This window comes from Mesorhizobium sp. M1050 (assembly GCF_040318715.1).
GTDB lineage: Bacteria > Pseudomonadota > Alphaproteobacteria > Rhizobiales > Rhizobiaceae > Mesorhizobium.
Map to the genome: position 1 here is coordinate 88,114 of NZ_JAMYMV010000004.1, position 20,014 is coordinate 108,127.

Sequence of the window (20,014 nt, forward strand, 5' to 3'; positions counted from 1 at the left end):
CTGCTTCTGCCGCCTCAGCCTTTAGGAGACGATGATCTTGTCAATTGCGCCATCCGCGCTGCCGATCGGCATGCGCCGGATCGAGAAACGATTTGGCAGCGTGCCGGTGCTGCGCGACCTGAACCTCGATGTCGAGGCCGGCGAATTCCTGACGCTGCTCGGCCCTTCCGGCTCCGGAAAGACGACGCTGCTGATGATCCTGGCGGGCTTCGTGCGGGCCAATGCCGGCTCGATCAAGGTCGGCACCGACGAGATCATCACCACGCCGCCGCACAAGCGCAACATCGGCATGGTGTTCCAGACCTATGCGCTGTTTCCGCATATGAACGTCTTCCACAACATCGCCTTTCCGCTGAAGCAGCGCGGCGTCGCCGCCGCCGAAATGGCCGAGCGTGTCGAGAAGGCGCTCGATCTGGTGAAGCTGCAGGGCCTGGGCGAGCGCCGGGTCGACCAGCTTTCCGGCGGCCAGCGCCAGCGCGTGGCGCTGGCGCGCGCCATCGTCTTCGAGCCGCGCATCGTGCTGATGGACGAACCCCTGTCGGCGCTCGACAAGGGCCTGCGCGAGCATATGCAGATCGAGCTGCGCAGCCTGCACCGCCGGCTCGGCATGACCACGGTCTATGTCACGCACGACCAGCGCGAAGCCATCACCATGTCGGACCGTATAGCGGTGATGAACGCCGGGCGCATCGAGCAGCTCGACCGGCCCGAAACGCTCTACGCCACGCCGCGAACGCGGTTTGTAGCCGGCTTCATCGGCGAATCGAACTTCATTCCCGTCGAGTGCCGCAATGGGTCCGTCTGGTACGAGGACAGACGAATCCACACCGCAGCGCCGGCGCCTGTATCGGGCCAGCACCTGATTGTGGTGAGGCCGGAGAAGCTGCGGTTGGTGACAAGTGCCGAACCGGCGAGCGGCGTCAATGTGCTCGATGCGACGCTCAGTGACATCATCTACCAGGGCGACAGCTTCGTCTGCTACGCGTTGTTGCGCGATGGCCGCCAGCTGACGCTGCGCGACTATTGCCGCAGCGATGTGCTGGCGAAAATGCCTGCTCCCGGCCAGCGGATAAGCCTCGGCCTCGATGCGCAGGACACCATCCTGGTGGCGGCGGATTGATGAGCGCGCAGCCCGCCCTCATGGAAGAGACTGGCCGCGCGGATCAGATCCTGAACATACAGGCGCTGCGAACCGATGCGCGGCGCGAGTCGTTGCGGCTGCTGGCGCTGCTGTCGCCAAGCCTGTTTCTGGTCTTCGCCATCATCATCGTGCCGATCGGCTGGCTGTTCTGGTTGTCGCTGTTCGACGAGGCCGGCGATTTCAGTGCCGCCAACTATGCGCGCTTCTTCGAGCAGGCCTCCTACATCAAGACGTTCGTCACCACCTTCAAGGTGGCCTTCATCGTCACCGGCGCCTGCGTTCTATTAGGTTATCCCCTGGCCTACATGCTGTCGCAACTGCCGCGCCGGGCGGCATCGGTCTGCCTGATCTTCGTCATCCTGCCGTTCTGGACATCGGTGCTGGTACGCACCTATGCCTGGCTTGTGATCCTGCAGCGCAAGGGGCTGATCAACAGCTGGCTGATCGACCTCGGCGTCATCAGCCAGCCGCTGTCGCTCGCCAACAATCTGTCGGGCGTCGTCATCGGCATGACGCATATATTGCTGCCGTTCCTGGTGCTGCCGCTTTACGCCTCGATGAAAACCATCGATACCGACTGCCTGCGCGCCGGCATGAACCTTGGCGCCGGTCCGGCCGCCACCTTCCGGCAGATTTTCTTTCCGCTGTCGCTGCCCGGCCTCGCCTCGGGCGTGGTCATCGTCTTCGTGCTGTGCCTCGGCTTCTTCGTCACCCCGGCGCTGATGGGCGGCGGCAAGGTGATCATGTGGGCGATGCGCATGGAACAGACCACCAGCCTCTATTCCAACTGGGGAGCGGGTGCCGCACTTGGCGTGGTGCTGCTGGTGGTCACGCTGGCGCTTCTCGGCCTGTTCCAGTGGCTGCTCGGCGCGCGCGCCACCGGTGTGTGGAGTTCACGATGAGTGGGGATGTCGGCCTGCCGATCTCGCACCGGCAACGGCTGTGGCTCTATGGGCTCGGCGGCCTCGTGCTTCTCTTCCTGATCGCGCCATCGATCATCATCGTCATCATGTCGTTCTCGGACTCGACGCTGCTGCAGTTCCCGCCGCAGCAATGGTCGCTGCGCTGGTACCAGACCTATTTCCAGTCGGTGGAATGGCGCGATGCCACGATCGTCTCGGTCAAGGTGGCTGTCATGACAGTGCTCGTCGCGACACCGCTCGGCACCGCCGCAGCCTACGCGATCAACAGGGGAACGCTGCGCTTCAACGGCACCATCAACGCGCTGCTGACAGCGTCGCTGATCGTCCCGGTGATCCTGATCGGTATCGGCACCTTCTTCCTCTATGCGCGGATCGGGCTCAACAACACGCTGACCGGGCTGGTCATCGCGCATACGGTGCAGGCCTTGCCGCTGGTGGTTCTGACGGTGCTGTCGGGCCTGCGTTCCTACGACATGAACCAGGAGCGGGTGGCGCGCAGCCTCGGCGCCGGACGCGTCGCCGCCTTCTGGCAGGTGACCATGCCGCAGATCCGCTTCTCGATCGTCTCCGGCGCGCTGTTTGCCTTCATCACCTCCTTCGACGAAGTTGTGGTTTCGCTGTTCATATCCGGCGGCGAGACGACGACGTTGACGCGCCGCATGTTCAATGCGCTGCGCGACCAGATCGACCCGACGATCGCCGCCATCTCGACCTGCCTGATCGTGCTCTCGGTCGCGCTGTTGTCGGTTGCGCAGATCTTCGGCCGGCGGCATTGAATTCTGACGACCAATTCGCAGAAGTGACCAATTTGCAGACGTGACCAGGGGATATCCAGACAGAATGCGTGATTTCCAGTTTCCCGGCCGCTCGCCGGTTCGTGCGACGGAGGCGATGGCAGCGACCTCGCATCCGCTTGCTACCCTTGCAGCAATCGACACGCTGCGCTCCGGCGGCAACGCCATGGATGCCGCGGTCTGCGCCGCCGCGGTGCAGGCGGTGGTCGAACCGCAGTCGACCGGCATCGGCGGCGACTGCTTCGTACTTTACTGCCCGGCGGGACAAGGCAATGTGCTGGCCTTCAACGGCTCCGGCCGCGCGCCGGCCAGGGCGACGGTCGACTGGTATCGGGAGAAAGGCTTCGACCGCATCCCTCTGCAGGGCCCGCATGCGGTCACCGTGCCGGGCGCCGTCGATGCCTGGAGCCGCCTGCTGGAGGATCATGGCCGCAAGGGCCTGGCCGAAGCGCTGGCGCCTGCCATCCACTATGCCGAAAGCGGCTATGTCGTGCACGACCGCGTCGCCTTCGACTGGGCCGAACCCGAGACCGACCTTTCGGCCGACGAGCATGCCGCGCGCATCTTCCTGCCCGGCGGCAAGGCGCCGCAGGCCGGCGATGTCCACCGCCAGCCGGAACTGGCGGCCACCTTGCGCATCATCGCCAGGCAGGGCCGTGCCGGATTCTACGAGGGTGCCGTCGCCGACGACATGGTGAGCCGGCTCAACGAATTGGGCGGGCTTCATTCGGCCGAGGATTTTGCCGCGACCAGCGGCGACTATGTGGCGCCGGTCAGCACCTCCTATGGCGGCCATGACATCCACCAGATGCCGCCGAACAATCAGGGGCTGACGGCGCTCTTGATGCTGAATTTGCTGTCGGGCTTCAAGCTCGGCGGGCTCGACCCCAATGGCGCGGAACGCTTGCATCTGGAGATCGAGGCCGGGCGGCTGGCCTATCGCGACCGCGACCGCTACGTCGGCGACCAGGATCATGTCCCGGTGCCGGTCAAGCAGCTCCTGTCCGGCGCCTATGCCGACCGGCTGCGCGCTGAGATCGACCGCGACCGCGCCATGACGCATCTGCCGCGCGTGGAATTGCCAGGCAGCGACACGGTCTACATCTCCATCGTTGACCGCGACCGCAGCGCCGTCTCCTTCATCAACTCGACCTACTATTCGTTTGGCAGCGGCGTGGTCAGCCCGAAGACCGGCATCGTGCTGCAGAACCGCGGCTCGAGCTTCCGCCTCGATCCGGCGCACCCGAATGCAATCGCGCCCGGCAAGCGGCCGATGCACACGATCATGCCGGGCATGGCGACGAAGAACGGCCGCGTCGTGATGCCGTTCGGCGTCATGGGCGGCGGCTACCAGCCGTTCGGCCATGTCCATCTGCTCACCAACATGCTCGATTTCGGCATGGACCCGCAGCAGGCGCTGGACGCGCCGCGGGTGTTCTACAATGACAACATGGTGGAGGCCGAGCGTGGCGTTCCCAGCGAGGCGATCGAGGGCCTGCGCCGGCGCGGCCACCGCGTCACCGAGCCGCATCATCCGCTTGGCGGCGGACAAGCGGTGTTGATTGATTGGGAGAAGGGCACGCTGACCGGCGCCTCCGATCCGCGCAAGGATGGTTTGGCGCTTGGCTACTGAAGCGATCCGTTGTCCAATGGCGTATCCCATATCGAGGCAAGCCCGTTAGCGAGGGTGCCGCCAATAGTCGTTCGAAATCCAACCGGTGATCATGACCAATATTGCAAAACCCAAAGACCTCTCTCGCCGCCTCGCCACCGGCGTCGACGATGCGCCGGCGATTTCCGCACCCGACAGGGCAACGCTCACCCATGGCGGGTTGCGCGGCCTGATCGCCGACACGGCCGAGCAGCTGCATGCGCGTGGCATCGGCAGGGGCGACAGGGTGGCCATCGTGTTGCCGAACGGACCGGAGATGGCCACCGCCTTCGTCGCCGTGGCAGCCGCCGCCTCGACAGCGCCGCTCAATCCCGCCTACCGGGCCGACGAACTCGATTTCTACCTGACCGATATCGGCGCCAAGGCGATCCTTGTCGCCGAGGGCGAGACTGGCCCCGCGGTGACGGTGGCCGAGCGCCTCGGCATCGGCGTGCTGCGGCTTGTCGCGCAGCCTGACGCGCCCGCCGGCAGCTTCACGATCGAAGGCGCGGCGGTCGCACCGCCGGCAGCCCCTGACATGGCGCAGGAGGGCGACATCGCGCTGCTGCTGCACACCTCCGGCACGACATCGCGTCCAAAACTGGTGCCGCTCAGCCATGCCAACATCGCGGCCTCCGCCGCCCACATCGGCGCGACGCTTGGCCTGACGGCCGATGACCGTTGTCTCAACATCATGCCGCTGTTCCACATTCACGGCCTGATCGCGGCCGTGCTGTCGTCGCTGGCGTCAGGCGGCAGCATCTTCTGCACGCCAGGCTTCAATGCGCTGCGCTTCTACCAGTGGCTGAGCGAGGCCCAACCGAGCTGGTACACGGCGGTGCCGACCATGCATCAGGCGATCCTGCCGCGCGCAGCGCGCAATGCCGAGGTGCTGGCGACGGCGCGCCTGCGCTTTATCCGTTCGTCCTCGGCGTCTTTGCCGGCGCAAGTGATGGCCGAACTCGAGGCGACCTTCGGCTGCCCGGTCATCGAATCCTACGGGATGACCGAGGCGGCGCACCAGATGGCGTCGAACCGGTTGCCGCCGGGCCGGCGCAAACCGGGCAGCGTCGGTGCCTCCGCCGGTCCGGACGTGGCTGTCATGGCGCCCGACGGGCGGCTGCTCGAGGCTGGCGAGACCGGCGAGATCGTTATTCGCGGGCCCAATGTGACCGCCGGCTACGAGAAGAACCCGGATGCCAACGCCACGGCTTTCGCACATGGCTGGTTCCACACCGGCGACCAGGGCGTGCTGGACGAGGACGGCTATCTCCGGGTCACCGGGCGGCTCAAGGAGATCATCAATCGCGGTGGCGAAAAGATCTCGCCGCTCGAGGTCGACGATGTGCTGATGGACCATCCGGCGGTGGCGCAGGTCGTCACCTTCGCCATGCCGCATGACAAGCTCGGCGAGGAGGTGGCGGCGGCGGTGGTGCTGCGCGACGGTACCATTGCCACCGAGGGCGACATCCGCCTCTATGCCGCGACGCGGCTCGCCGATTTCAAGGTGCCGCGCAAGATCCTGATCCTGGAAGAGATTCCCAAGGGCGCGACCGGCAAATTGCAGCGCATCGGCCTCGCCGCCAAACTCGGGCTTTGACGATGAAGATCACCATTTTCGGCGCTGGCGCGATCGGCGGCTATCTCGCGGCCAAGCTTGCCATCACTGGGCGGACCGATCTTTCGATCGTCGCGCGCGGCGCCCATCTGGGAGCGATCAAGGCAAATGGCCTGCGCCTGATCGAGGATGGCCGGGAAATTTCGGTCCCTGTCCGGGCCGCCGCCAAGGCAGAGGAACTTGGCGCCCAGGACTATGTCGTGCTGGCGCTGAAGGCGCATTCCCTCACCCCGGCCCTTGACCAGATCGCGCCACTGCTCGGGGAACACACATCGGTCGTCACCATGCAGAACGGCGTGCCGTGGTGGTATTTCCACGGCGTCGGCGGGCCGCTTGAAGGCACCAGGCTGAGCGCGGTCGATCCCGGCGGCAATATCTGGACGCGGATCGGGCCGCAGCGCGTCATCGGCTCGGTCGTCTATCCCGCCGTCGAAGTCGACGACCCCGGCCTCATCCGCCATGTCGAGGGCAAGCGCTTCTCGCTCGGCGAACCCTCCGGCGAGCGCAGCGAACGGGTCACGCTTCTGGCCGACGAAATGGTCAAGGCCGGCTTGCAGGCGCCGGTGCGCGACGACATCCGCAGCGAGATCTGGGTGAAGCTGTGGGGCAATCTCTCCTTCAACCCGATCTCGGCGCTGACCGGCAGCACGCTGGCGGCGATCGTCGCCGATGAGGGCACCCGCACGCTCGCCCGCACAATGATGCTGGAGGCGCAAGCGATCGGCGAAAGCCTCGGCGTGCGTTTTCCCATAGCGGTCGACCGGCGCATCAAGGGCGCCGGCGATGTCGGCGAGCACAAGACCTCGATGCTGCAGGATCTCGAGCGCGGGCGGCCGATGGAAATCGACGCGCTGGTGACGGCCGTCCAGGAACTCGGCCGGCTGACGGACAGACCGACGCCGACCATCGACGCCGTGCTGGCGCTGGTGCGGCGGCTGGCGGTGGAGCGCGGGTGTTATGGCTGAGAGGCGCGGAGCGTCTAGGCCTTGAAGCCGCTGCTCTGTCCCAATGATGTGCAGGGGCGCGCTCTGGTTGATGGCGGCATCCGCTGCAACGGCTAACGACCACTTTACTTACGGAGCCGTTGCGATCGTCGACCAATACCGCCCAGCTCGGGACAGGCCGGCTTAGGCTCAACTCTCCTCAAGGTTCCGGGATCACTGGCTTGAAGTGCGATCATCGGCCGGTGGCGGGAACTGTCGGCCGACGTCCATGCTTACTTCGGTGACCAGCTTGCGGCGAAGGGCAATCGCGTAGTCGTTTGGCCCCTTCGGCGTTATGACGAAGGCTTGCGAACCGCCAATGACCGATTTGGCAAAGTAAGATGCCAACGGTTGATCGGGATTCTCATCTTGCGTTGGAATGGCGATCGCGTTGATCGTATACCCCTTGGCAATGGCGTTCAGCCTGCTCGGTTGAACAGGAAGCCCATCGTTGTTCTCGCCATTGGAAGAGATGTCGATTACTTTCTTGGCCGCCTTTCCCGGAAACTGGTCGAGCAGAAGACTACCGACGTCAATAGCGGAGGAAACGGATGTTCCTCTTCGCCCTCTACGGGTAAAGCCGGTATCGCCTTTCTTGCTGATCACCGACGCGGCCGCTCTGGCATCCTCCAGCCCGCAGATGCTTGTCCACGGCAGCACAATGCGTGTGTGCCCGGGACTCGACCATTCAAAGTAGGCCACACTGATGCAGCCAACGTAGTTCCGCGTGATGGCCGCGATGATCTCGGGCGAAGTAAGCGCCGCGGCATGACCCTCGCGCTGTAGATCGGCAACCTCTGGATCGATCGAGGACGAGAAGTCGACAGCGAATACAACGGCAACATCAACGTCGGCTGCGTGTGCCTGCAGTCCCCAAAACACCGAAGCTGCAAGTGTCCCCGCCACTCTCAAATACGAATTGATCCGTCTAGCCGGTTCTCTGGTCGATCGCCGAACCTGCCGGCGAAAGCCAGCCGCTGCAGACGTGCGGGGCGGCCGTCGGGTTGGGAATACGTTCGCATCAACCGCAAGGGTCATCACATTCCTCCATTGGACCTGAATTGACGGCGGCTCGATCGCCTGGCCAGGCTGCTGGAGTAGCGGCAATGGCATAGGCCGCGTCGAAGGGTTGAACCGGGCGGGCCAACAAGGGCGCGCATGCCTGCGGCGTTCGGTTCGACATTGCGACGCACAGGATCGCACCGAGAATGATGGCAGCACCCAGTGCACCCGTGGGCGAATTCCGCTCGCCGAGGAAGATCGCCGCGCCGAGGGCGCCGAAGACGCTTTCGGCACTGACGATCACAGCGGCATGACTGGCGGAGGTGAAGCGCTGGGCGGCAATCTGCATGCCGAAAGCGATTGCGGTGGAGAATACGCCGAGGACCGCCAGTTCCGGACCGGCTGCAAATGCTGCGGCCAGCGACAGGTTGCCTTGCAGTGCCCCGAGCGGCAGGGCGAAGGCGGCGGCGCCGAGGAACTGTGTCGCCGCGGCAGTGAACGGCCGCGCATGAGCCTGCATGTGCCGACCAAGCTCGACCATCCAGAGCGCATAGCAGCCAGCCGACAGGATGGCGGTGAGATCACCGCTGCTGAGACCGGCGATCCCGCCGGACAAGAGCATGGCACCGACCACGGTCAGCCCGGCGGCAGCGGTGAGGCTCGCTGTCGGACGTTCGCCGATGAGCAGCCAGGCGGCCAGTGGTGTCATCACCGTTGCCGTGCTCACCAGGAAGCTTGCATTCGTGACCGTGGCGCCGAGATAGCAAAGCTGCTGAAGCGTGATGGAGATGGCAAACAGAACGCCCACCATGGCCAGGCTGGAAAGATAGCCCGGCCCGGCGGGCAGTCGCCTTTCGGTCAAGACGAAAGGCAGCACAAGCAGCCCACCGATCAGGCAGCGCAGGCCGACGGCGCTCAGCGGGTCGAGATGAGCAAGCACCGTCTTTTGCGCGACATTGCCGAGGCCCCACAAAGCGGCTGCAAACAGCAGCAGCAAATTGGCTCTAGTCTTGGACACCCGCCACCCCCTCGAGCCAAAGCCTGTTGCTGACTCGGTTGGCCCTAATTCAGCGAAGGCTAATTGACCTTGCGTCACGACAGCGCTTGAGTGCGGGGCGCTAGAGTTCCGAAGCGTTAGTTTTGAGTTAGAATTTCGTCAGGCTGGAAGAGCAAATGCAAAATGAGGGCAGCGGCGCCAATATAATCTCACTCTTCGGTGGTTTCCGGATCGAAAATGGATCGGCGGATCCGCTCCGGCTGACAGGGAAAAGAGGTCCTGCGATCGTTGCCTATCTGGCCCGGTGTCCAGGCATGGTGGCGACACGGGAGAGACTGGCTGATCTGTTTTGGGGTGACAGCGATAGCGAACACTCGCGCAATAGCCTGCGGCAAACGCTCAGTGTCCTGCGTCGGGATCTGTCACGCGCAGGTGTGGATCTTATCCATTCCCGCGGGGACCTAATCGGCCTCGCGCCAGACGCGGTTCGAGTTGACGTGGAGGAATTCGAAGCAGGCCTCTCGGCCCGTTCCGTGCAGGAACTCGAAAAGGCTCTGGCGAACTACACCGGGCCGTTCCTCGACGGGCTTTATCTGGGAAGCAGTGGGTTCGATGACTGGGTCGCATCCGAACGCGACAGGCTGCTGAGCCGGGCACTTGAGGCCTTCGAAAAATTGGCCCGCCTCGTCGACGCGGAAACCGGGGTCATCCTGGTCGATCGTGTTCTGGCCATGGAGCCGACGCGGGAAGAATCCTACCGGCTCAAGATGGAATTGCTCCTCGCATGTGGTCAACACGACAGGGCGATTAGGACATACGAGGCCTGTAGAAGCATGCTGAAGAAGGAGCTCGGCGTCGACGTCGGCCCGCAGACGCGAGCGCTTTGGCAATCCGTGCTGTCTGCCGTCGCCACGGCCTCAAATGCCCAGCCGGCAAATGCTGTTCCAGCCAGCCAGCGCCTCGGGCGCCCATCCATCAGCGTTGCCGACTTCATCAATCTGACGGGAAAGCAAGGCGACGACTTTTTCGCCAAGGGACTGGTCCAGGACATCACCACGGCCCTCTCCGAGGTCGCCGACTATATCGTGCTTTCCGCATTTCCACCCGTGGAGAAGAGCGGCCCTGCTGAAGAAATCAAAATCCCGGGAATGCTTCGGGCGCAATATGTGCTCAGCGGCAGCGTCCAGAGATCCGGCAATGGACTGAGGGTGAACATCCAGCTTGTCGATGCCGCCGGCGGCCATAACGTCTGGGCCCAGAAGTTCGACGGCCACTCCGAGAACGCGCTCGAATTCCAGGACAGGATCGCTCAGGCGGTTGTGCTGGCCGTGATCCTCGACCTTCAACTGACCAACTGGAAAGTCCGTGACAAGAGCCCACCCGGTCCCCCTGAAGTGCGCAGGCTGGTGAACGAAGCTCTCATGAAGTATTTTGAGATGACCCGGGATTCGCTGTTGGTCGGGATAGAGCTTGCCGAGAAGGCTGTCGCGATAGGTCCCGACAACGCTCGTGCGAAGCGAACGCTCTCGGTCGTAATTTCCATGGGCGTGGCGTTTGGCTCGCTGCCCCGGGAGCCAGGGCAAATCGAGCGTGCGGTCGAGCTTGCGGAAGCAGCGGTTCGGGCAGTGCCTGACGACGAAATTGCCCGCTGCATCCTGTCATTCGCTCTCGAAAGTTCCGGTCGCATCGACGAGGCGATCGCCGAGTGCCAACATGCGATCAGCCTCAACCCGAGCTATCCGACCGGCCATGGCGACATTTCGATGCTCTTTGCGTTACGCGGACAGGTCGGTGAAGCAGTGCGTGAAGCCAACGAGGCAATCCGGCTCGGAACGCATGACGTCATCGACTTCTGGCGTCACCATGGCCTGGCTGTTGCACTGTTCGCCGGCGGAGACGATCGGCGGGCGCTCGAAGCCGCCCGCAGGGTGGTTAGGACAAAGCCGGGATTCGTTCGCGGCGCCCTCTACTGGGCTGCTGCCGCGTCGGCAACCGGAAACAACGAAGAGGCCTCGCGGGCCATCCATCATTGCCTGTCACAACTTCCGCATCTCAACCTGGGTAATGTCTGCCCCGGCTTTGTGCCGCGCTATGTGAAGGATCATCATCACGCGAGATTCCTTGAAATGCTGTCGAGGGCTGGCCTTCCGAGCTCCTGAGGAGGTCGCGAAGAGCAGATCGTTGCTAATGAACAGCATGGTCGGGCGCAACGCGTCCTGCAGATCCTTCAGGACCGCTGGACCGCATCCAAACCTATCCGGAACTGATCACTCCTTCCCCGCCCGCCTGATCACCCGCGCGTAAAATTCACCGACGATGCCGCGCCGGAAGATCAGCACGCACACCATGAAGATCAGCCCAGTGGCGATGGTCACCGGGAAGCCGGAGGTGGCAAGGGTGTTCTCCAGTCCGATGACCAGGCTTGCGCCGATCATCGGCCCGACCATCGTGCCGATACCGCCGAGAAGCGTCATCAGGATCACTTCGCCCGACATCTGCCAGGTGACGTCGGTGAGCGTGGCGAACTGGAAGACGATCGCCTTGAGCGAGCCGGCCAGCCCGGCCAGTGCCGCAGACATGACGAAAGCCCCCAGCTTGTAGTTGGCGACGGAATAGCCCAGCGAAATGGCGCGGTTTTCGTTTTCCCGGATCGAGCGCAGGATCATGCCGAACGGCGAATTGACGATGCGCCAGATGGCGAAGACGCCGACCAGGAACACGACAAGCACGAAATAATACATGTTCAGCGAGACATTCAGGTCGAGGATACCAAGCAGGATGCCGCGGGGAACACCTTGGATGCCATCCTCGCCTTGCGTGAAGGGCGCCTGCACGCAGAAGAAGAAGAACATCTGCGACAGCGCCAGCGTAATCATGGCGAAATAGATGCCTTGCCGGCGAATGGCGAAAAAGCCCATGACAAGGCCGAGCAGGGCCGCGCCCGCCATGCCAAGCAGGATGCCCGCTTCCGGCGGCCAGCCCCAGACCTTGACTGCATGCGCGGTGAAGTAGGCGGCGCCACCAAATAAGGTGGCGTGGCCGAACGACAGGAGCCCGGTATAGCCGAGCAGAAGATTGAACGCGCAGGCAAACAGCGCGAAACACAGCATCTTCATCAGGAAGATCGGATAGATCAGGAAAGGCGCAACCAGCAGCGCCACGATGCCGAGCCCGACCAGCGTCCATTCAAGCCTTGCCGAGGTCCTGGCGGGCTTCTCGCGACGTGTCAGGTCGTCCATGTCAGATGTCGCTTCCGACATCTCGGATGTCTCTCCCGGCATCTCAGGCGTCCCTTCCGAACAGGCCGGCCGGCCGGACCAAAAGCACGATGGCCATGATAACGAAGACCACGAGGTTGGAGGCCTCGGGGTAGAAGACCTTGGTCAGGCCTTCGGCGAGGCCGAGCATGTAGCCGGTGACGATCGCGCCGAGTATCGATCCCATGCCGCCGACCACGACGACCGCGAAGACGACGATGATGAGGTCCGATCCCATCAGCGGGCTCACCTGGTAGACGGGTGCTGCCAGAATACCGGCAAGCCCGGCAAGCGCGGAGCCGAGGCCGTAGGTCAGCGTCAGCAGCAACGGCACGTTGACGCCGAAAGCCTGGACGAGGCGGGGATTCTCGGTTGCCGCGCGCAGGTAGGACCCCAGCCTGGTCTTCTCGATCAGCGCCCAGGTCCCGAAGCAGACGATCAGCGAGGCGACCACCACCCAGCCGCGATAGTTGGGCAGGAACATGAAGCCGAGATTGGTGCCGCCGGAAAGCAGCGGCGGCACGGCGTAGGCGTTTCCCGAGACGCCGTAATAGTAGCGGAATATGCCTTCGAGCACGAGCGCGAGACCGAAGGTGAAGAGCAGGCCGTAGAGCGGATCGAGATCGTACAGCCTCGACAGTGCCAGGCGCTCGACGACGATGCCGAAGACGCCGACGATCAGCGGCGCGAGGATCAAAGCGGGCCAATAGCCGATGCCGAGATGGGTGAGAAGCAGATAGCCGACGAAGGCGCCGAACATATACTGGGCGCCATGGGCGAAATTGATGACGCGCAGCAGGCCGAATATGACGGCCAGGCCGAGGCTCAGCATGGCGTAGAACGAGCCGTTGATCAGCCCGACCAGCAGCTGTCCGAGGAAGGCCTGAACGGGGATTCCGAAGATCATCGTCATGGCGCCATCATACACCCAGGACTTCGTGCAGCAGCGTCATGCGGTCCGGCAGTTCGCCGACCGGAAACCCTGCCACGACCTTGCCGTGCTCCATCAGATAGAATCGGTCGGCGACGCGGCTGGCGAAGCGGAAGTTCTGCTCGACCAGCAGGATCGTCATGCCGCGCTTTTTCAACGTCGCCAGCAACTCGCCGATGCGCTGCACGATGACGGGCGCGAGACCCTCCGTCGGCTCGTCGAGAAGCAGCATTTTCACGCCGGTTCTCAACATCCGCGCAATCGCCAGCATCTGCTGTTCGCCGCCCGACAGCCTGGTGCCGGGACTGTTGCGCCGCTCCTTCAGATTGGGGAAGAGTTCGAATATTTCCTCGACGCTCATGCCGCCCTCGGCGACGACCGGTGGCAGCACCAGGTTCTCGTCCACGGTCAGCGTCGCGAAGATGCCGCGTTCCTCCGGCACGAAGCCGATTCCTTGATGGGCGGTGCGGTGCAGCGGCACCCGCATCAGATCCTTGCCGTCGAAAGCGATCCGGCCGGTTCGCTTGCGGATCAGCCCCATGATGGAGCGAAGCGTCGTCGTCTTGCCTACGCCGTTGCGGCCAAGCAGCGTGACCATCTCGCCGGCAAACACCTCCAGATCGACGCCGTGCAGCGCATGACCCTCACCATACCAGGCGTTGAGACCGCTGACCGCAAGCAGGGGCGCGGCGCTAGTCATCGGCGGTGCCCATATAAGCGACCCTCACGCGTTCGTCGCGGCTGACGGTGGCGTAGTCGCCGGCCGCCAGCACCTCGCCACGCTGCATGACCGTTATCCAGTCGCAAAGGTCGGCGACGACAGTCAGATTGTGCTCGACCATCAGCACGGCGCGATCCCGTGCCACCGAGCGGATGAGGTCGGAAACCGTGGCCACGTCCTCATGTCCCATGCCGGCCATCGGCTCATCCAGCAGCAGCACTTTCGGATCGAGCGCCAGTGTCGTGGCGATCTCGAGCACGCGTTTCCTGCCATAGGAAAGATCGCCGGCAAGCCTGTTCCTGGCGTCGTCGAGACCGACCGACCGCAGCAGTTCCTCGGCGCGCGGCGTCAGCCGATCGAGCGCCGCGAGCGAGCGCCAGAACTGGACGCTGAGCCCGCCCGGCCGCTGCAGCGCGACGCGCACATTGTCGAGTACGCTGAGGTGCGGAAAAATCGCCGATATCTGGAACGAGCGCACCAGACCCATGCGCGCGACCCTGGCCGGCGAGGTTCGGGTGATGTCGTGGCCGAGCAGTTCGATCCTGCCGCTGGTCGGCGCCAGGAACTTGGTGAGCAGATTGAAGACGGTCGTCTTGCCGGCGCCGTTGGGTCCGATCAGCGCATGGATGTTGCCATGGCGGACATCGAGATCGACATTTTTGACGGCGACGAAGCCGGCAAAGTCGCGCCGCAACCCGCGGGCGGAAAGCACCACATGCGGCTCGTTCGCGTTCACCTCAGGCGGCGCCATGGCCGCGCCGATCACTGGCTGGCCGTCGAACAGCCACTTTCCTTCTCGCTGAGGAAGGCCTCGTTGCCGGGAATGGTGGCGAGGTATTTGTAGTAGTCCCACTCCTTGGTGCTCTCGGCTGGCGACTTGACCTGATAAAGATACATGTCGTGAATCATGTTGCCGTCCGCCTGCACCTTGCCGTTGGCCGTAAAAACGTCGTTTACCGGCATCGAATGCAGTTGCTTGGCGACGGCTTCGGTCTCGTCGGTGCCGGCCTTGTCGATCGCTTTCAGGTATTGCGTCACCGCCGAATATGTCGCTGCCTGGATCATGTTCGGCATGCGGTTCGTGCGCTTGGAAAAGCGCTGCGCGAATTCGCGGCTCTTGTCATCGCGATCCCAGTAAAAGCCCTCGGTCAGCACGACGCCTTGCGCCGCCTGAAGGCCCAGCCCATGCACCTCGGCCAGCGTGAAGAGAAGTGCGGCAAGACGCTGGCCGCCTTGGACGATGCCGAATTCGGCCGCCTGTTTGATGGAATTGGAAGTATCAAGGCCGGCATTGGCCAGCCCGATGACCTTGGCACCCGACGATTGCGCCTGCAGCAGGAAGGACGAATAGTCGGTCGCCCCTAGGGGATAACGCACTTCGCCCAGCACCTTGCCGCCGTGGCTTTCGACGAACTTCGCGGTCTGCTCCTTCAGCGAATAGCCGAATGCATAGTCGACGGTAACGAAGAACCAGCTGTCGCCGCCCTGCTGCACCAGAGAGCCGCCGGTTCCCACCGCCTGCGAGTGGGTGTCATAGGCCCAGTGGAAACCGTAGGGTGAGCACTGCTTGCCGGTCAGCTCCGTGGTCGCCGCACCGGTAACGATGTCGATCTTCTTCTTCTCCTTGGAAATGCCCTGGACGGCGAGCGCGACCGAAGAGGTGGTCAGTTCCATGATGGCATCGACCTGTTCGGTGTCATACCACTGCCGCGCAATGTTGGAGGCTATGTCAGGCTTGTTCTGGTGGTCGGCGCTGATGATTTCGACCGGCGCTCCCTGCACCTTGCCGCCGAAATCCTCGACCGCCATCTTGGCGGCCTCGACCGACCATTTGCCGCCAAAATCGGCATAGACGCCCGACTGGTCGTTGAGGATACCGATCTTGACCTTGCCATCGGAAATCTCGGCACCCGAAGCGGAGCTTGCAACAGCGGCGAGAAGGGCGGCAGAAACGAAATAGCATGCCTTCATGGTCTACTTCCTCCCATCACGATGAAGCCGACCGGCCCTCCACGATCGATCATCGGCAAGACGAACATTAGGAAGATGAGCATGATCGGCAAGAGGCCATTGCGCATTTCATGGCCGAAGCGGCGCACTTTGGCGCCATTACGCGGACAATGCAGACACAGACCGAGATACAGGAATGGCGACGGCGAACGCGCGCTGCAACTCCTTCAACAGGTCGAGCACCACGGCCTGCCGTCGCGGTTTTCGTTGCCGCCGGCTATCTGGCCGCCGGCCTCTGACTGTGTTGGCGGGCATAGGCAACACAGGCATCCACCGTGCTGACGCACAGCGCGTCGCGCCTGTTCGGCAGATTGTTGTCGCCGGCGTAGGCGACTTCGGCAACGCGGCCGTCGACCATGCGGATTTGCGTATCGCAATAACCGCCGGGAGCGACATTGACGGAACCGCCGACCGCCGGGATCGCGCCGACCGCCAGGGTTGGAACGACAATGCTTAGATTGCCGCGCTGAACGATGCGCTTGTAGGTCCAAATCTGGCCCGAGCGGCCAGCGTCCGCGGTGGCGGTCGGAAACCCGGCGCACATTCGAACGTCGGCTTCGCTGAGACCGACCATCTCCTTGCGGGCCGCCGACGCTGTGGGGTCAGCCTTGGCCATGCGTGACGTATCGTCGGGAACGACGCAGGAAGACAGGATACCGGCGAAGAGAACAGGAATGGCGAGCTTTCGAATCGAGGAAAATGTCATACCGACTGTCGGATTTGCATGGCCCCCGCCGCTTCTTTACCTAGGCAAACAGGCTATCGGATCAACCCGTGCAGCTTCACGAAAAAGTTGCCATGGCTGGATCATGGCCGGCCACTGGGACGTGCGCCGGGGTGGTGGTCGGAAACCGGACGTGAGCCGCAAGGGTCGCATCCATGATCATCCGGTCACCGCCCCCGCAACTGCTTCCGCCACCAGCGGCCGGGCGTCTCCCACTCGTGCGAAAGAATCGTAAAAGGCGGCGGGTCGTCGATGCTGTGTGCACCGCTGCGGTCGGCCGAAGCCGTCCTGTTCTCTCTTCGTTGAAATTTTTGAGAGAATATTCCTGGCTGTGGTGGGAACGGCGAAATGCGTTCTTTGATATAATCGATAGAATTTATGACGATGCGACCAAGGCTTAGGCAGTCCGCCTGGCCGCGATGACTTCACAACCGCAGAGATCAATCATGACCGACTTCAAAAACACTTCGCCCTCTTCCCTCTGGTCACCCCTAAGCCGGCGCAGTGGCCTTGCTCTGCTGTTTGCCTCGGCCGTCGCGATTGGCAGCCTGTTGGCGCCCGGCGCGTCGTTCGCCGAAGACAAGAAGGCGATCAAGGTCGGCATCATCAGCGGCGAAGACGAGGATGTGTGGCGGGTCGTCGTCGCCCAGGCTGCCGAAAAGGGCCTCGCCATCGAGACCGTGGTGTTCAACGACTACACCCAACCCAACGAGGCGCTGGAGCGTGGCGAGATCGACGCCAACGCCTTCCAGCACCAGCCCTATCTCGACAACCAGATCAAGACTCAAGGGTATCACATCGTCCGCGTCGGCTACACCGGCGTATGGCCGATCGGTCTCTACTCGAAGAAGTACACCAAGGTCGCCGAGCTGCCCGAGGGCGCGGTCATCGGCGTTCCGAACGACCCCTCCAATGAAGGCCGGGCGCTGCGCGTCTTGCAGAATGAAGGCGTGGTCAAGCTGAAAGACGCCACCGGCATCTTGGCCACCACTGCCGACATCGCGGAAAATCCCAAGAAGGTCCAAATCAAGGAGTTGGACGCAGGCATCGTTGGACGCTCGGTTGAGGATCTCGACGCTGCCGTGGTCAACACCGATTGGGCGCTAAAAAGCGGCCTGACGCCGGAAAACCGCATCGCGCAGGAGCCCATTGCCGACAATCCGTACCGCAACTTCATCGCGGTGAAGTCCGGCAACGAGAACGAGGCCTGGGTGAAAACGCTGGTGGCTTCGTACCAGAACGAGGCGGTGAAAGCCGAGTTCAACAAGGTCTACAAGGGCACCGGCCTCAGCGCCTATTGAGGACATACAGGCGCTCAAGCGTCTGCTTTGACAGCAAGGCGGTCCGCGCCACGCGCGGGCCGCACTCGTATTTTCAGGATCCGCCCATGAACCAGCACTTTACCTCGACCGTCGAGACCGCGGAGCAGGCCGGCGCAACACAGCAAGATGTCGTGCGCCTTGTCGAGCTTAAACGCCGCTTCGGTGTCACGGCAGCGCTCGACGGCATCTCGCTGACGGTGCGCAAGGGCGAGATCCTCGGCATTATCGGTCGCAGCGGCGCCGGCAAGTCGACGCTGATCCGCTGCCTGAACGGCCTGGAGCGACCCGATTCCGGCGGCGTGTTCATCGAGGGCCGCGAGATCAGCCGGCTCGGCGAGCGCGACCTGCAGCCACTGCGCCGGCGCATCGGCATGATCTTCCAGCATTTCAACCTGCTGTCGGCCAAGACCGTCGAGGACAATGTGGCGCTGCCGCTCAAGATCGAAGGCCGCCCAAAGGCCGAGCGGCTGACACGCGCGGCCGAACTGCTCGATCTCGTCGGCCTGTCGGAGAAAGCCAAAGCCTATCCGGCCTCGCTGTCGGGCGGCCAGAAGCAGCGCGTCGGCATCGCCAGGGCGCTTGCGGCACGGCCCGCGCTGCTTTTGTCGGATGAAGCCACTTCGGCGCTCGATCCGGAGACGACGCGGTCGATCCTTGCCCTGCTGAAGGACATCAACCGCCGGCTTGGGCTGACCATCCTTTTGATCACCCACGAAATGGAGGTGATCCGTTCAATCGCCAACCGGGTGGCGGTGATCGAGGCTGGGCGCATCGTCGAGGAAGGGCCGGTCTGGTCGGTGTTTGCCGACCCGCGCTCCGAGATTACGCGGAGCCTGCTCGGCGCCATCCGGCCGCAGCTTCCGGCCGAACTGGCGGCCCGGCTACTGCCGGCAGCCGGCGCGGAGACGATCCTGCGCGTCGATGTGGCCGGCGAAGCGGCAAGCGGCCCGCTGTTGTCCGACCTTGCCACGGCTGTTCCAGGTGCCTTCCGCCTCGTCCATGGCGGCATCGACCACATCCAGCAGCAGCCGGTCGGGACGCTGTTCCTTTCGGTTCCCGGCAGCGATGCAAATCATCTCGCCGACATCATCACATTCCTGAAGACCCGCCAGGCGCGGGTGGAGGTGCTTGGCCATGTCGCCAATCCTGTTTGAGCTTCTGCTGCGTTCGATCTGGGAGACTGTGCTGATGACGGCCGCCTCCGGCCTCATCTCGCTGGTCTTCGGCCTGCCGCTCGGCCTGGCCTTGATTGCCACCGAACGCGGCGGCATTGCCGAAAGCCTGTGGGTGAATCGCGCGCTGGGTGCCGTCATCAACGGCTTCCGCTCGGTGCCCTTCATCATCCTTCTGGTGGCGCTGATCCCGGTGACACGACTGATCGTGGGCACCTCGATCGGCACATGGGCGGCGATCGTGCCGCTGTCGATCGCCGCCACGCCCTATTACGCGCGCATCGCAGAAGTGCCGCTGCGCGAGGTCGATCATGGTTTGATCGAAGCGGCCCGCGCCATGGGCGGCAATCGCTGGACGATCATCCGCGAGGTGCTAGTGCCCGAAGCCCTGCCCGGCATCGTCGCCGGCTTCACCGTGACGCTGGTGACCCTGATCGGCGCCTCGGCCATGGCCGGCGCCATCGGCGCCGGCGGCCTCGGCGACCTCGCCATCCGCTACGGCTACCAACGTTTTGAGACGTCAGTCATGATCGCCGTGGTCATCGTACTGATCATCCTGGTCTGCGGCATCCAGTGGGTGGGGGACAGGCTTGTGGCGCGGCTGGATCGGCGGGGGTAAGCGGAGCCGGTAGTTGGGATTGGCCGAGGCTTCCCCAACTTCGTCGTCCACGGGCGGAGCAGCCGCGAAGCGGCGTCGCGGCATCCGGCCCTTTGATGTCCATCTCGTTTCCGTCTCCGCCGCGCGCCTTGAAGCCCGCAGACTTCTTG

The 20,014-nt window shown here is 63.6% G+C and carries 18 protein-coding genes; 10 read left to right on the top strand and 8 right to left on the bottom strand.

Features of this window, described 5'->3' with window-relative positions:
* Positions 1 to 37 precede the first annotated feature (37 nt).
* The 6 genes from NKH57_RS03780 to NKH57_RS03805 all read left to right on the top strand — a co-directional run bounded on the left by NKH57_RS03780 (position 38) and on the right by NKH57_RS03805 (position 7,092).
* Positions 38 to 1,120, top strand: a complete 1,083-nt coding sequence (locus NKH57_RS03780; protein WP_352942007.1) for an ABC transporter ATP-binding protein — start codon at positions 38 to 40, stop codon at positions 1,118 to 1,120.
* Entirely contained in the window at positions 1,120 to 2,043 is a 924-nt protein-coding gene (locus NKH57_RS03785) for an ABC transporter permease (RefSeq protein ID WP_352941829.1), read from the top strand. Before NKH57_RS03780 ends, NKH57_RS03785 begins: the two co-directional genes overlap by 1 nt.
* The gene (locus tag NKH57_RS03790) at positions 2,040 to 2,840 is read left to right on the top strand and encodes an ABC transporter permease (RefSeq protein ID WP_352941831.1); all 801 of its coding nucleotides are present in this window, start codon (positions 2,040 to 2,042) and stop codon (positions 2,838 to 2,840) included. Before NKH57_RS03785 ends, NKH57_RS03790 begins: the two co-directional genes overlap by 4 nt.
* 64 nt (positions 2,841 to 2,904) lie before the next feature.
* Positions 2,905 to 4,491 carry a gamma-glutamyltransferase gene (ggt, locus tag NKH57_RS03795; protein ID WP_352941833.1) on the top strand — a complete coding sequence of 529 codons (1,587 nt, stop codon included), beginning with the start codon at positions 2,905 to 2,907 and terminating at the stop codon, positions 4,489 to 4,491.
* Between the two features lie 91 nt (positions 4,492 to 4,582).
* The gene (locus NKH57_RS03800; protein ID WP_352941836.1) at positions 4,583 to 6,109 is read left to right on the top strand and encodes an acyl--CoA ligase; all 1,527 of its coding nucleotides are present in this window, start codon (positions 4,583 to 4,585) and stop codon (positions 6,107 to 6,109) included.
* Positions 6,110 to 6,111: 2 nt separating this feature from the next.
* On the top strand, positions 6,112 to 7,092 hold the full coding sequence (locus NKH57_RS03805) for a 2-dehydropantoate 2-reductase (RefSeq protein ID WP_352941838.1): 981 nt from the start codon (positions 6,112 to 6,114) through the stop codon (positions 7,090 to 7,092).
* 192 nt (positions 7,093 to 7,284) lie between these two features.
* Here the strand turns inward: NKH57_RS03805 and NKH57_RS03810 are convergent, their stop codons facing one another.
* Together NKH57_RS03810 and NKH57_RS03815 are read right to left on the bottom strand one after the other, a co-directional pair.
* Positions 7,285 to 8,148: a DUF1194 domain-containing protein gene (locus tag NKH57_RS03810; RefSeq protein WP_352941840.1), complete on the bottom strand. Its 864-nt coding sequence runs from the start codon at positions 8,146 to 8,148 to the stop codon at positions 7,285 to 7,287.
* On the bottom strand, positions 8,132 to 9,130 hold the full coding sequence (locus NKH57_RS03815; RefSeq protein WP_352941842.1) for a DMT family transporter: 999 nt from the start codon (positions 9,128 to 9,130) through the stop codon (positions 8,132 to 8,134). Before NKH57_RS03815 ends, NKH57_RS03810 begins: the two co-directional genes overlap by 17 nt.
* Positions 9,131 to 9,285: 155 nt before the next feature.
* Here NKH57_RS03815 and NKH57_RS03820 point away from each other — a divergent pair, with 155 nt between their 5' ends.
* Positions 9,286 to 11,268 (top strand): BTAD domain-containing putative transcriptional regulator, encoded by a 1,983-nt coding sequence (locus NKH57_RS03820; protein WP_352941845.1) that lies wholly within the window; start codon positions 9,286 to 9,288, stop codon positions 11,266 to 11,268.
* A gap of 108 nt (positions 11,269 to 11,376) precedes the next feature.
* On the opposite strand, the gene NKH57_RS03825 is transcribed toward NKH57_RS03820, so the two are convergent.
* The 6 genes from NKH57_RS03825 to NKH57_RS03850 form a co-directional block, all read right to left on the bottom strand.
* A complete protein-coding gene (locus tag NKH57_RS03825) occupies positions 11,377 to 12,348 on the bottom strand; it encodes a branched-chain amino acid ABC transporter permease (RefSeq protein ID WP_352942010.1) in 972 nt (323 codons plus the stop codon).
* Between the two features lie 43 nt (positions 12,349 to 12,391).
* Entirely contained in the window at positions 12,392 to 13,279 is an 888-nt protein-coding gene (locus NKH57_RS03830; protein ID WP_023761337.1) for a branched-chain amino acid ABC transporter permease, read from the bottom strand.
* 7 nt (positions 13,280 to 13,286) lie between these two features.
* Positions 13,287 to 13,997: an ABC transporter ATP-binding protein gene (locus NKH57_RS03835; protein ID WP_352941848.1), complete on the bottom strand. Its 711-nt coding sequence runs from the start codon at positions 13,995 to 13,997 to the stop codon at positions 13,287 to 13,289.
* Positions 13,990 to 14,769, bottom strand: a complete 780-nt coding sequence (locus NKH57_RS03840; RefSeq protein ID WP_352601819.1) for an ABC transporter ATP-binding protein — start codon at positions 14,767 to 14,769, stop codon at positions 13,990 to 13,992. Before NKH57_RS03840 ends, NKH57_RS03835 begins: the two co-directional genes overlap by 8 nt.
* Positions 14,770 to 14,780: 11 nt before the next feature.
* Positions 14,781 to 15,989 (bottom strand): ABC transporter substrate-binding protein, encoded by a 1,209-nt coding sequence (locus tag NKH57_RS03845; RefSeq protein ID WP_352728246.1) that lies wholly within the window; start codon positions 15,987 to 15,989, stop codon positions 14,781 to 14,783.
* Between the two features lie 256 nt (positions 15,990 to 16,245).
* Positions 16,246 to 16,734 carry a hypothetical protein gene (locus NKH57_RS03850; RefSeq protein WP_023761332.1) on the bottom strand — a complete coding sequence of 163 codons (489 nt, stop codon included), beginning with the start codon at positions 16,732 to 16,734 and terminating at the stop codon, positions 16,246 to 16,248.
* A 464-nt stretch (positions 16,735 to 17,198) separates the two neighbouring features.
* Here NKH57_RS03850 and NKH57_RS03855 point away from each other — a divergent pair, with 464 nt between their 5' ends.
* The 3 genes from NKH57_RS03855 to NKH57_RS03865 all read left to right on the top strand — a co-directional run bounded on the left by NKH57_RS03855 (position 17,199) and on the right by NKH57_RS03865 (position 19,865).
* Positions 17,199 to 18,053, top strand: coding sequence for a MetQ/NlpA family lipoprotein (locus NKH57_RS03855; protein ID WP_352728242.1), 855 nt, complete (start codon positions 17,199 to 17,201; stop codon positions 18,051 to 18,053).
* 86 nt (positions 18,054 to 18,139) lie between these two features.
* Positions 18,140 to 19,228, top strand: coding sequence for a methionine ABC transporter ATP-binding protein (locus NKH57_RS03860; RefSeq protein WP_352941852.1), 1,089 nt, complete (start codon positions 18,140 to 18,142; stop codon positions 19,226 to 19,228).
* On the top strand, positions 19,209 to 19,865 hold the full coding sequence (locus NKH57_RS03865) for a methionine ABC transporter permease (protein WP_352941855.1): 657 nt from the start codon (positions 19,209 to 19,211) through the stop codon (positions 19,863 to 19,865). Before NKH57_RS03860 ends, NKH57_RS03865 begins: the two co-directional genes overlap by 20 nt.
* The last annotated feature ends 149 nt before the right edge of the window (positions 19,866 to 20,014 follow it).